Below are 13,207 nucleotides of genomic sequence, written 5' to 3' on the forward strand. Positions count from 1 at the left end.
AAAATTAATTCGTGGAAATTAGTGCAATTCGTGGCGAAAAATTACAAAACGTAGACGCACTGCAGTGCGTCTCTACAATACAAAACTCATAACCTTATGATTAATCATCAAAAAATATCCGATTCTAAATTGTTTCATAAAATTAAAAATGGCGAAATTTGCTTTGGTGGCAACCAGAAGCTCAAAATTTACGGAACGCTGAAATGTTCTTCGGGAAAAAGAATGAAACGCGAGAATCGGGTTTTCTTTTCTTCTGAAAATGAAGCCAAACGAAACGGCTTTAGACCTTGCGGACATTGCATGAAAACCGAATATCAAAAATGGAAAAATGGACTTATTTAATCCTCAAATAGACGAAACTACAAATCTGCTTCCAAAAGACGGAACGGTAAATTATTATGGAAAATTATTCTCGAGACAAGATGCAGATTTCTACCGAGATATTTTGCTCAATTCTATTGAATGGAAAAATGATGAAGCTGTTATTTTTGGAAAATTAATTCTAACCAAACGAAAAGTAGCTTGGTACGGCGATCGAGAATTTGAATATACATATTCGAATACCACAAAAAAAGCATTGCCCTGGACTCCTGAATTAATCGAATTAAAAAAGAAAATTGAAGAAAAAACGGGCGAAACGTTCAATTCTTGTCTGCTCAATTTATATCATACTGGCGAAGAAGGAATGGCTTGGCATAGCGATGCCGAAAAAGATTTGAAGAAAAATGGAGCGATCGGATCCGTAAGTTTCGGTGCCGAACGCAAATTTGCTTTCAAACACAAAGAATCTAAAGAAGTTGTTTCATTGATTCTAGAACATGGGAGTTTGTTGGTAATGAAAGATGAAACCCAAACACATTGGCTGCATCGATTGCCGCCAACAAAAAGCACTCAAAAACCTAGAGTTAATTTGACGTTTAGAACTATTGTTCGATAAAAAATATTTTCACCATTAAGAGATTAAGAAAATTAAGTGTAATTCTTAATTCTTAATTCTTAATTCTTAATTCTTAATTCTTTAATTCTTAATTCTATAATCATTTCTTTTTTGTGGCGACATTTTCATACGAACGTATCAAAGCGTCTTCAAACATTTCGAGTCTTACTCTGGCAAGCTCAACAATTGTCCAGCCTTGTTTTCCCCATTTGTTTGGAACTTCGTAAAAAATCTTTTCGCTTGATGCACAAAAAACTGACTGATCAATTTCGTTTAATTTTACAACGGCATGATTGTTTTTCTCATCAAAAGTGGCAAAAATTTTCTTTTTGATTCGAAAAGAAGTTTTCTCAAAATGAGGCTCTTCGGTTGCATCTGGAAATGATAGTGCTAATTTTCTAAATTCTTCTATTGAAACCATAATCATCATTTTTAAGATTAAAAGTTTACTTTACCAGCCTTGATTCAGTCCGTTTTTAAGAACCTCATCGTATTTTTCTTTATCAAAAGAATATAAGTTTGGAGCTTTGTGTGCGACGTTGCTTTTCTTTTCGTCGAGTTTGTTAAGAATTCCGATATTGGTAATTTTTCTAAGAAAGTTTCGTCTGTCCAGTGTTTTATCCAAAATGGTTTCATATAACTTTTGCAGTTCCGGAATCGTAAATTTCTCTGGCAATAAATTGTAACCAATAGGCATTAAATTCAATTCTGTTCTTAAAGTGTCCAATGCTTTATCCAAAATTTCTCTATGATCTAAGATAAGCTCAGGAACTTCTTTATGGTCAATCCATTCTACAACTTCAAATCTGCCTTCTGGATTTGGAAGAATTTGAGAAAAATCTACCAAAGCATAATAACCAATTGTTACAAAACGTCGCGTGAGCCATTTCCCCTTTTCTTCTTCAATCTGCAGATATTCGAGTGTTTTTTTATCAAAATGCTGATGGTTACGATTTACTTTTCCAAAGGTTGCAAATTGTCTTAAAAATACGCCATCAACACCTGTTCTGCCGTTTAATATTGTAATCGCGGCGGTATCAATATCCTGATCTACAGGAATAAATCCGCCGGGCAGGGACCATTTATTGGCGCGTTCCACTTTAATCAATAAAACTTTTAACTGATTATCATGAAAACCAAAAATGACACAGTCTATTGACAGTCCTGGCTGGTAGTTTTCGTTATTATCTAAAATGTCTTTTAACATCTGTTTTGTATAAACTTTCTTTTAATAACCCTGCAATTTACTTCATTTTTATAGAACTAAAATCTTTTCGTAAAACAAAGGGATGATTTTCATTAACAATAGAAGTGTTGAAATCACAATTTTAACGAAAATTTAAAATCAAATTTAAAAAAAATAAGTACATTGCGTCATAATAACACATTAATGATTTTAATTGTTAGAAAATAAAGAAAAATAATACAAGCTGTTTCCATTTTTCTCAAAGTGAGTGTAGAAATTTAAATACAGAAGCTATGAATGCCAATCCTTTAAAAAACATCAATAAAAAAATCAGGACTTCGATATGGTCGTCTTTTGGTTTTGTTTCGAAAACCTATCTTTTGGAAGCATCTCTAAAATATAGTGAAGAACAGGAAAGAATTTTCAACGAGATGATTGTTGAAACTGATGCAAAAGATAAGAAAGCGAAGAGAGAAGCTTATGAAAAAGCTTTGTATGCATCTTATAAAGGAATTGGCGCAATGGATTTTATTAATACCGTTTTAAAGTAAGTCCTTTACACATTTATAATAATTTATATTGATTGCCTCACTTCGGTGAGTTTATTTATTCCAAAAAAAATGGGGTCTTTAAGACCCCGTTTTTTTAATTTGCCAATTCAAAATCAGCTTTTAGTTTAATATCTGCTGATGAAGCTCCGATCATTACTTCGAAATCTCCAGGTTCAGCACCCCATTCTAATTTATTATTGTAGAACGAAAGTTTTTCTTTATCAATTGTAAATTCGATTGTTTTAGATTCACCTGCATTTAATTTCACTTTTTGAAAATCTTTTAATTCTAAAACTGGACGAACTACAGATCCAAATTTGTCTTTTAAGTATAATTGAACCACTTCTTCTCCGGCCACTTTTCCAGTGTTTTTCAATTGGAAAGAAACTTTGATTGTTTCGTTGCTTTTGATTTTCGTCGAAGAAAGTTTTAAGCCAGAATAATCAAATGTTGTGTAGCTTAAACCGTATCCAAAAGGGAATTTTGGAGAGTTTTTCAAGTCAATATATGCCGAAACATAGTTGGTTGAATTTTCATCTTTAGCAGGTCTTCCTGTGCTAAAATGATTGTAATAAATTGGCACCTGTCCTACTTCTCTCGGGAAAGTCATAGGCAGTTTCCCAGACGGATTGTAATCTCCAAACAATACATTTGCGATTGCATTTCCTGCTTCTGTTCCTAACCACCAAGTGTATAGTATAGCTGGAGCGTTATCTGCTGTATAATTGAAAACTAAAGGTCTTCCAGCATTTATTAAAACAACAACTGGTTTTCCTGTTGCTATAACTGCTTTTACTAAATCTTCCTGAACGCCTGGTAAATGAATATCGCTTCGGCTTTTTGCCTCACCGCTCATATCGCGTCTTTCACCAATACTTAGAATTACAACATCTGCTTGTTTTGCTGTTGCTACCGCTTCTGCAAAGCCGTCTTTATTGTTTCCTTCTATTTCGCATCCTTTTGCATAAAGCAATTTGGTGTTTTTGCCTACTTTATTCTGCAAACCATCCCATTGCGAAACGATCCATTTATTATAGTCAACTTCTGGAAGTTCAACCGCCCAGAATCCCATATTTTCTTTGTACTCTTTTACCATCGGCCCGATAAAGGCAATAGTTTTTGTATTTTTCGAAATTGGTAAAGTTTGGTTTTCATTTTTTAATAAAACGATACTTTTCTCTGCCATTTCGCGTGCAGCCTTTCTGTGCTCTGGATTGTTTAACGCTTTCTCTTCGCGTTTTGCATCAGAATATCTGTAAGGATCATCAAATAATCCCATTTCAAATTTCTTGCGAAGAATGCGTCGTACCGCATCGTCAACCAAATCAATAGAAACTCTTCCTTCTTTTACTAACTCTGCTAAATTTTTACGGTATGCGTTACTTTCCATATCCATATCGCTTCCTGCAGTGATGGCAGAATAAGCGGCTTCTTTAAGATCTTTAGAATAGCCGTGTGCCACCATTTCTCCGATTGATCCCCAATCTGAAACTACGAAACCTTGAAAGTTCCATTTTCCTTTTAAGATATCTCTCTGCAAATGCGCATTTCCAGTTGCCGGAATTCCGTTAATATCATTAAATGAATTCATGAATGTTGCTGCTCCAGCGTCTAAAGCAGCTTTAAATGGAGGCAAATACGTTTCCAAAAGCATTCTTTCGCTCATATCAACCGAGTTGTAATCTCTACCTCCAACTCCAGCGCCATAAGCTGCGAAGTGTTTTACGCAGGCCATTACAGAGTTTAATTCCCCTAGTTTATTTCCTTGAAAACCTTTTACTCTCGCGTAAGCAATTTTAGAACCTAAATAAGTATCTTCTCCTGCGCCTTCCATTACACGTCCCCAACGCGGGTCACGTCCGATATCAACCATTGGAGCAAATGTCCAGTGGATTCCGCTTGCTGCTGCTTCTGTCGCTGCAACTCTTGCGCCTAATTCGATTGCTTCTAAATCCCAACTCGCTGCTTCGGCTAACGGAAGCGGGAAAGTGGTTTTATAGCCATGAATAACATCTTGTCCAAACAACAATGGAATTTTAAGTCTTGACTGCATCGCCAATTCCTGATATTGTCTGGTATATTTTGATCCGATAACATTCAGCATCGAACCAATTAAACCTTGTTTGATTTCGGCTTGTTTGTTCGGGTTGATTGTAATTGGCCCAGTTGCCTGATTATCGCCAGTGTACTGATTCAGCTGGCCGACTTTTTCTTCAATTGTCATTTTTTTCAACAGATCATTGACTTTCTGATCTATTGACTGCTGCTGTGCCGACGCCATAAGCGAAAGCATAAACAGCGTAATTGTTGTTACTTTTTTCATAGTTTAAGTTTTTACCAAACGTAAGTCGCTACTGCGCCAGCGTTTAGAGTGGTTGAGGTTTGTTTTTGGTTGTATTTAATATTAAATGTTTCTGCCGAAGCTCCGTCATTTTCTACAATTAAAACAGTTTGTCCTGATGGAGTTTTGAAAGCCACATTATATAAGTTTCCTGCAATATTACTTCCTATCCTTACTGAACCCTCTGGAACAAATTTAGAAGCGTGTCCTATAATATAATATCCTACTTCTCTTTTGATATTTTGATTTTGATCAATCATCAAAGCTCCTTTACAAGTTGAGCATCCACCTGGTGTAAAAGGTTTGTAGAATTCATCATTTGCTAATCCCCAAGAAAGTGCATTTTTACTCCAGTTTCTCATCGAACCGATTACTACATTTTTTACGCTCCATTTTAGATCGTTTTCAAAATTAGCTCCAGATCCTGTATATTGTTCGGTAAAATACAAATCTTTATTCGGAAATGCATTATGAACCGTTGTTAAAGCGCTAATATCTCCTTCGTACAAGTGAAAAGCCGATCCTGTTACAAACGGATTTGCTTTCGGATCTTTTAAAATCGTTAAAGGATATTCTGGTTTGTTGCAGTTGTGATCGTAAACAATAATTTTGGTTTTGATTCCTGCTTTCGCGAAAGCGGGACCTAAATTGTTGCCAATAAAATCTGCCTGCTGCTCTGCCAACATCAATAAACTCGGATTGTTTCCTGGATGCAGTGGCTCATTTTGAGGCGTAATCGCATCAATAACAATTCCGTGCGATTTCATTGCTTGAATGTATTTCACAAAATACTGCGCGTATACTTCATAATATTTTGGCTGTAAACTTCCACCTTTTGAACTTCCGTTGTCTTTCATCCAAACTGGAGGCGACCACGGAGAACCCATTATTTTTATTTTAGGATTTATAGCTAAAATCTCTTTTAAAACCGGAATTACATCTTCTAAATCTGGTCCTAAATTAAAATGTTTTAGTTCTAAATCGGTTTGCCCTTCTGGCATATCATCATACGAAAAAACTTTTTCATTCAAATCTGATGCTCCAATACTTAATCTTAAATAACTTAAACCAATTGCGTCGTCTTTTCTTGAGAATAATTCCTGAAGTAAAGCTTCTCTTTTTGGTTTATCCAATTTTTTAATAGCCTGAGCGCTTCCTCCTGTTAACGAAAATCCGAAACCTTCTATGGTTTGAAATTTCTCTGCTGGATTTACTTCAATTGTTGGATTTGAATTTGTTTCTGAAGCGAAAGTCAAATCGGTTTGTTTTTTAAGTTTTGACGTTTCATCTGTGGTCGTAATCCAAGAAGAAACTTTTCCAGTATTTTTTACAGCATTTGTTGAAGATCCACAGTTGAACTGCATTGCAATTAAGGGCAGCAAAACTAGAATTTGAAGTTTTTTGTTGATGTTTTCCATTTTAATCTATTTCTATTAAGACAGGCAAATGATCTGACGGATATTTTAAATCTTTAGAATCACTTAGCACTGCGTGTTTTTTAACGGTTAAACCACTATTTTTTGAAATAAAAATGTAGTCTAATAATAAGGTTACGGGTTCATTATGTTTGAAATCGTTGAAAGTTCCTGAAGGTCCGAAAGGCTTTTCTTTTGAAACGTCTCTAGTATCGTTCATCACTTTTTTGATTTCGCCAATTTGCGATGTACTTGGTTCTGAATTAAAATCTCCCATTAAAAAAGCAGGATAATTTTTAGTGTTCAGTTCTTTCATTTTAGAAAGAACAAGCTGTACGCCTTTCACTCTTGCTTCTTCACCCATGTGATCCAAATGCAAATTGAAAACCCAGAATGTTTTTTTAGTTTTTAAATCTTTAAAAAGTCCATAAGTACAAACTCTGTTGCATGCCGCATCCCAACCTCTTGAAACTACATTTGGAGTTTCTGACAGCCAGAAAGTATTGGATTGTTCTACCTTGAAACGATCTTTTTTGTAATAAATCGTACAAGCTTCTCCTAAGCCTCCTTCTTCTCTTCCTACTCCAAATTTGTTATAATTGGTCTGTGCGTTTGCAATATCTATTACTTGATTTGGTGTCGCTTCCTGAACTCCAAATATGTCTGGACTGTAAAAACCGATTTGAGCATTAAAATAGTCTTTTCGGTTTGGCCAAGCATTTTCTCCGTCTGATGCAACATCGAGACGAACATTGTAAGTCATAATTTTTAAATTTTGACCATAAAATGAGTTCACGGTTAAAAGCAGCATTACTGCAAAAACAAGGTTTTTTATCTTTTTCATGTTAAAAAATTTTAATCCCGTAAAGCTAGGTTTTCCGAGGCTTTGGAGAAAAATATTAACTTAAAAAATATGTTAATTATGTCTTATTTGTATAATAATATCAAGAAAGTGTATAAAATTAGAACGCTGATAAAACAGGTTTTAATTATAAACTCTTACGTAGTCAACTTCATAAGTTGCACTTTTAAAGTTTGGATCTACTGCACCTCCAAAATTTCCTCCCATCGCAAAATTCAGAATGACGAAGAATTTTTCGTTGAAAGGAGTTGTGCTTGAATTTTTGAACGTATAGAATAAAGTATCGTCTACAAAAAATTTGATACTTTCTGCGCTCCATTCTGCCGCATAAATATGAAATTCTGTTGCTGTGTTTGCAATTTTTATAGTTTTAGTATCAGGTGTATTTCCAGAACGTCCCGGAGAATGAAGAGAAGAATGAATTACATCTGGATTATTCCCAACCGATTCTAAAATATCAATTTCTCCGCAAGCAGGCCAAGGCACCGTATCGATATTATCTCCTAAAAGCCAGAAAGCAGGCCAAGTTCCGCCGCCTACAGGCAATTTTGCACGAACTTCAGCTCTTCCGTATTTGAACGAAAATTTACCTTTTGTCAGCATTCTTGTTGAAGTGTATTTGCTTCCTTGATAATCTTCTCTAATTGCTGTGATTTTTAAAGTCCCGTTATCAATTCTAACGTTTTCTGTTCTGTTAGTATAGTATTGCAATTCGTTATTTCCAAAGCCGTTTCCAGTTCCTAAATCGTAACCCCATTTTGAAGAGTCTGGTGCTCCATCTGTATTAAACTCGTCTGACCAGATTAATTTTCTAGCGACAAAAATGTTTACTGTTGCTGTAGTATGTATATATTTTATGCCGTTAAATGCTGTAACATCAATCGTATAAGATTTTGTTCCTGGCTCAGTAAATTCATAAGCAAAAGTGTTGGCTGTAATCTCTTTTGTTTCATTGTTCACCACAATTTTATAAGACTTTGCATTGGCAGCTTCTATTTTTAAACTAATTTTTCCGCTTCCATCACCATTTGGCATTTCGGCCGTTTTGCCCACTACATCAACTTGAACAGAAATTTTATCGGGTGCTACCACCACAGGATCTTCAGTCGAATCATTATTGCTGCTGCACGATTGAAACACAAACAGCAGGATTAAAGTAAATACTCCCGCTCTATTTATGAGATTGATTATTTTCATCTTTTTATTATTTAATGGTTTAGTTAATAAATTGACTTTCAATATAAATATTATTTCTTCTACTTTTTTGTTTTGTTAATAACAAAGTCTAAAATTGAAGGAAACTACTATTTTTAGAATCTATTTTATTTCCAAGTATAAGTTCCAACTGATCCCGCTTCCAGCGAAGTTGTTACCCATTTTCCGTTAAATTTAATATTGAAAGTTTCTGTTGCAGCACCATCATTTTCAACAATCAATACTTTCGAGCCTGAAGGCGTAATAAAAGCAACATTTTGCAAGCTTCCGCCCGAATTACTTTCAATACGAGTTGATCCCATCGGAACAAATTTTGAAGCGTGAGCTATAATATAATACGCAACATTACGCTGAAAACTATCACTTGAAGTTATGGTTATGGCACCTTTACACATGTTACAGCCACCATCTGTATGCGGTCCAAAATTTTGATTATTGGCTACGTTCCATTCTAATGCATTTTTACTGTAGTTTCTCATCGATCCGATAATTATATTTCGAAGATGCCATTTCAAATCGCCATCAAAACTACCGTCAGAAGAAGTCCACTGTTCTGTAAAATATACGTTTTTAGTTGGATACGAATTATAAACGTTTGTCAATGCACTGATATCTCCTGCGTATAAATGAAAAGCCGATCCGTCTACAAATGGAAAAGCTTCTGCATCTGCCAAAATTGCTTTTGGATAATTTGGGTTATCACAATTGTGATCGTATGCGATAATTTTCACGTTTAGGTTTGCTGCTTTAAATGCAGGCCCTAAACTCTTTTTAATAAAGTTTGCCTGATCTGCTGCAGACATATACATACTTGGATTATTTCCGTCATGCAAAGGTTCGTTTTGAGGAGTTACTGCGTCTATTGTAATTCCCTCAGCTTTCATCTGCTGAATGTATTTTACAAAATATTTAGCGTAAACATCATAATATTCTGTTTTCAGTTTGCCTCCTTTAAAACTAGCACCATCTTTCATCCAAATCGGTGCAGACCAAGGTGTTCCCAAGATTAAAATTTTCGGATTAATTGCTAGAATTTCTTTTAGCATAGCAATAAGATTTTTGTCTTTTTCTAAACTAAATTTATCAAGATTTAAATCTGTTTCTCCTGCCGCAAGATCATTATAAGTAAAAGGTGCGGCATTTAAATCTGATGCTCCAATACTGATTCTGATATAACTTACTCCAATTGCATTTTCACCAGAACCAAACAATTCCTGTAAAAGTGCGGTTCTTTTTGCTGGGTTTAACTGATTTATAACGTCTACACTTCCTCCTGTCAAAGTATATCCAAAACCGTCAATAGTCTGATATTTTTGAGCTGCATTAACTTCGATATTGGCATACGCATTTGCTGTGGTGCCAAATCCTAATACTCCTGCTTGTTTTGCCAATAAAACGCTTTGATTGCCTTTTGTCAGCCAGAAATCTACATCGTTGGTCACAACAACTGGCGGATTTACCACTGGCGGATCGACAGGCGGGTTTTCTACTGGATCACTTGAAGAAGAACATTTTACTTGAGCCAAAACGGCGGCCATGAAGAAAAATGCTTTTATGGTATTTTTAAAATTAAATTTCATCTTTTGTGGTTATTTAGTTAGTTGACAATTAGTACACAATTGTCTGTATAGCATGCGCAGGAATTGTGATTGTCGATTTTTCTTTTTTATTTTCTAAAGAATACACAATTTCTTTTTCAGATTGATTCATTACGATTGTAATCAATTGTCCGTCAGAGTTTTTAAAAGAAGTACTTACTAATGATTTGTCACTTGTCGTTTCAAGCACTCTTTTTGCATTTGGTCTAATGAATTTTGAGAAATGTCCAATGTAATAGTACATTGGCGTATAGATTAATTCATCTTTTGTGGTATCGGCATGAATGGGTGCAAAACAGAAATTTCCAACATGATTAGGACCTCCTTTTTGATCTAGAAGAATATTCCAGTCTGTCCAGGCTACAGTTCCGTTATTAAAATCATTAATCATATTGATTCCGTAACGTTCTGCATTTCCCCAAAACTGATATTTTGAAGCATCAAATTTTTCAATGCAGCCTTCTGTAAAAATGAGGTTTTTATTTGGAAAAGCTTTGTGAACTTCTGCTACAGATTCAAACTGCGGCGGGCCTCCGTTCCAAGTTTCATACCAGTGAAATCCAATTCCCCATGCATATTTAGAAACTTCAGGATCTGAGAAAACGAGATTGGCTCTTTTGGTTAGCATATCTCCTCGATTGTGATCCCAAATAATAACGTTTTTAGAACCCAATCCTTCTTTTTCTAAAGTTGGCCCCAGATGATTTTTAAGAAAATCTCTTTCTGCTTCTGGAGTATAAATACAAGATTCCCAACTTTGTCTGGCCATTGGCTCGTTTTGAACCGTTAATCCCCAGATTGGGATTCCTTCTTTTTCGTATTCTTTAATAAATTTAGCATAATACAATGCCCAAGCCGGAGCAAATTCAGGCAATAAAACGCCGCCGTGCAAAATGTCATTATTGTCTTTCATAAAAGCTGGGGGACTCCATGGGCTGACAAATAAAGTTAGTTTCCCGCCGGCTGTTTCAATTGCTTTTTTGATTAAAGGAATTCTATATTTTCGATCGTGATCTATATTAAAAGTTTTCAGCTCCTTGTCTCCTTCAGCAATATAAGTATAACTGTCACTGCTGAAATCGCAACTGTGAATGTTTGTTCTAGCTAAAGAATAACCAATGCCATTTTTTTTGTCGTAATAAGCATTTAGAAATTCCTTCTGCTTTTTTGGAGATAATTTTGCAAAAACTTCTGCACTTGCATCTGTAATGGCACCTCCAATTCCAAGAAAGGTCTGGTCTGTTTTTTCAGCATCTACAATAATAGAAACCGTTGGTGTTTTTTGTGTGTTGTTTGAAATTAAATCATTCGATAATGACAATTTCTTATTTGTGTTTTCGGCAGTAGTAAATACCTTTATTTTAGTTTTTTGCTGAGAGAAGCAATTGAACTGTATGCAGATTATAAAGGCTGATATAAATATTTTAGTTTGAACATTCATCTCTTAAAAAATAGTTTTTGAATTTAAAAGAAAAAGAGAAGACTAATAGGAACGATTCAAATTAGTCCTCTTCATTTCTTTACTACAAAATATTAATAAACAAGCGTTTGTATAGCATGTGGCGGAATTTTTACTTCTGCCTTTTTATCACCAATAATTAAATTGTATGTAAGATCATTTGCCGATTGGTTCATGACAATTGTTGCCATAGTTCCGTCAGCATTTAAAAAAGAAGTGCTTAATAAAGCGCTTTTGCTTGCAGCTGTACTAACTCGAACAGCATTTAAACGGATGAATTTTGAGAAGTGCCCAATATAATAATACGATGGAGTGTAAATTAACTCTCCTGTCGTAGTATCTGCATGGATTGGCGCAAAACAGAAATTTCCAACATGATTTGGGCCTCCGTTCTGGTCTAAAAGAATATTCCAGTCTGTCCAAGCAACCGTTCCATTATTAAAATCATGAATCATATTCATTCCGTAACGTTCTGCATTTCCCCAAAATTGGTATTTAGAAGCATCAAATTTTTCGATACAGCCTTCAGTAAACATCAGTTTTTTGTCTGGATAAGCTTCATTTACTTTTCCAACATTATCAAACATCGGCGCACCGCCAGACCAAGTTTCGTACCAGTGAAATCCCATTCCCCAAACATATTTTGATGCTTCAGGATCTGAGTAAATTACGTTGGCACGATAATTCATTAAATCACGGTTATGATCCCAAACGACAATTTTTTTATCGCCTAGATTTTCTTTTTTTAAGGTTGGCCCAAGATAATTTTTGATAAAATCTCTTTCTGCTTCAGCGGTATAAATACAAGATTCCCAAGTCTGTACCGCCATCGGTTCGTTTTGAGTCGAAGTTCCCCAAATTGGAATGCCTTCTTTTTCATAAGCTTTAATAAATTTTACGTAAAAGTTTGCCCAAGTCTGGTAGTATTCAGGAAGAAGAGTTCCTCCTTTTAATACATTTTTATTGCTTTTCATAAAAGCGTTTGGCGACCAAGGTGCTACATAAGTTGTAAGCTTTCCTCCTGCTTTCTGAATGGCTTGTTTAATTAAAGGAATACGATATTTTCTGTCGTGATCAATAGAAAAAGTCTTCAAATCTTTATCTCCTTCTTCGATATAAGAATAGGTTCCACTGCTAAAATCAGAACTTTGAATCGTTGTTCTTAGCAAAGAATAGCCTATACCTTTTTGCTGATCGTAGTAAGCATTTAAAAATTCTGCTTGTTTTTCTTTTGAAAGCGTAGCAAATATTTCGGCACTCGCATCTGTAATCGCGCCTCCGATTCCCATAAAAGTCTGAAACCTTTTGGCTGGTTCTACAAAAATAGAACTTTCAATTTCTAGAGGCTGTTTTGCTACAGAAAATGTCAGGTTATCTGTAGTGGTTAATCGTAACTTAGAGTTCTCTGCTGTAGTATAAACGGTTATTTTTTTTCCGTTGGTTGTAAACTCTTTTTTTGTTTTTGGCTGTTGTGCAAAAGCAGCAGCAGAAAACAAAAGGCATATAATTTTTAGGCTATTTTTTTTCATTCGCTTTCAATTATTATGGTTTCAAATTGAAGTTTAGAAGAAATCAAAAAATCGAGTTCTACCCTTTTGAGGATTTAAAAAATAGCCCATACTCATAATGATTATGGGCTATTT

Annotated in this window: 12 protein-coding genes; 3 read left to right on the plus strand and 9 right to left on the minus strand. The window is 35.0% G+C overall.

All coding sequences use genetic code 11. From position 1 onward, the window contains the following. Window positions 1–96: 96 nt before the first annotated feature. Both AC3E9W_RS15220 and AC3E9W_RS15225 read left to right on the plus strand, forming a co-directional pair. Window positions 97–342 (plus strand): Ada metal-binding domain-containing protein, encoded by a 246-nt coding sequence (locus AC3E9W_RS15220; RefSeq protein WP_488769001.1) that lies wholly within the window; start codon window positions 97–99, stop codon window positions 340–342. Then, window positions 329–937, plus strand: coding sequence for an alpha-ketoglutarate-dependent dioxygenase AlkB family protein (locus AC3E9W_RS15225; protein WP_488769002.1), 609 nt, complete (start codon window positions 329–331; stop codon window positions 935–937). Before AC3E9W_RS15220 ends, AC3E9W_RS15225 begins: the two co-directional genes overlap by 14 nt. Before the next feature lie 100 nt (window positions 938–1,037). On the opposite strand, the gene AC3E9W_RS15230 is transcribed toward AC3E9W_RS15225, so the two are convergent. Both AC3E9W_RS15230 and AC3E9W_RS15235 read right to left on the minus strand, forming a co-directional pair. Then, a complete protein-coding gene (locus AC3E9W_RS15230) occupies window positions 1,038–1,358 on the minus strand; it encodes an MmcQ/YjbR family DNA-binding protein (protein WP_488769003.1) in 321 nt (106 codons plus the stop codon). 30 nt (window positions 1,359–1,388) lie between these two features. After that, window positions 1,389–2,144, minus strand: a complete 756-nt coding sequence (locus AC3E9W_RS15235; protein ID WP_306155874.1) for an NUDIX hydrolase — start codon at window positions 2,142–2,144, stop codon at window positions 1,389–1,391. A 272-nt stretch (window positions 2,145–2,416) separates the two neighbouring features. On the opposite strand from AC3E9W_RS15235, the gene AC3E9W_RS15240 reads away from it, so the two are divergent. After that, the gene (locus AC3E9W_RS15240; RefSeq protein WP_488769004.1) at window positions 2,417–2,674 is read left to right on the plus strand and encodes a hypothetical protein; all 258 of its coding nucleotides are present in this window, start codon (window positions 2,417–2,419) and stop codon (window positions 2,672–2,674) included. Between the two features lie 94 nt (window positions 2,675–2,768). Here AC3E9W_RS15240 and AC3E9W_RS15245 read toward each other — a convergent pair whose 3' ends face one another. From AC3E9W_RS15245 to AC3E9W_RS15275, 7 genes are all read right to left on the minus strand, one after another. Further along, complete coding sequence (locus AC3E9W_RS15245; RefSeq protein WP_488769005.1) at window positions 2,769–4,997, minus strand: glycoside hydrolase family 3 N-terminal domain-containing protein; 2,229 nt, start codon at window positions 4,995–4,997, stop codon at window positions 2,769–2,771. Between the two features lie 11 nt (window positions 4,998–5,008). Further along, entirely contained in the window at window positions 5,009–6,433 is a 1,425-nt protein-coding gene (locus tag AC3E9W_RS15250) for a glycoside hydrolase family 30 protein (RefSeq protein WP_488769006.1), read from the minus strand. 1 nt (window position 6,434) lies between these two features. Then, the gene (locus tag AC3E9W_RS15255; RefSeq protein WP_488769007.1) at window positions 6,435–7,274 is read right to left on the minus strand and encodes an endonuclease/exonuclease/phosphatase family protein; all 840 of its coding nucleotides are present in this window, start codon (window positions 7,272–7,274) and stop codon (window positions 6,435–6,437) included. Window positions 7,275–7,415: 141 nt separating this feature from the next. Further along, window positions 7,416–8,489 carry a glycoside hydrolase family 16 protein gene (locus tag AC3E9W_RS15260; RefSeq protein WP_488769008.1) on the minus strand — a complete coding sequence of 358 codons (1,074 nt, stop codon included), beginning with the start codon at window positions 8,487–8,489 and terminating at the stop codon, window positions 7,416–7,418. Between the two features lie 125 nt (window positions 8,490–8,614). Beyond that, window positions 8,615–10,087: a glycoside hydrolase family 30 protein gene (locus AC3E9W_RS15265; RefSeq protein WP_488769009.1), complete on the minus strand. Its 1,473-nt coding sequence runs from the start codon at window positions 10,085–10,087 to the stop codon at window positions 8,615–8,617. 28 nt (window positions 10,088–10,115) lie between these two features. Further along, the gene (locus AC3E9W_RS15270) at window positions 10,116–11,546 is read right to left on the minus strand and encodes a glycoside hydrolase family 30 protein (RefSeq protein WP_488769010.1); all 1,431 of its coding nucleotides are present in this window, start codon (window positions 11,544–11,546) and stop codon (window positions 10,116–10,118) included. 92 nt (window positions 11,547–11,638) lie between these two features. Beyond that, entirely contained in the window at window positions 11,639–13,093 is a 1,455-nt protein-coding gene (locus tag AC3E9W_RS15275) for a glycoside hydrolase family 30 protein (RefSeq protein ID WP_488769012.1), read from the minus strand. Between the last annotated feature and the right edge of the window lie 114 nt (window positions 13,094–13,207).

The organism is Flavobacterium sp. 38 (assembly GCF_057799715.1).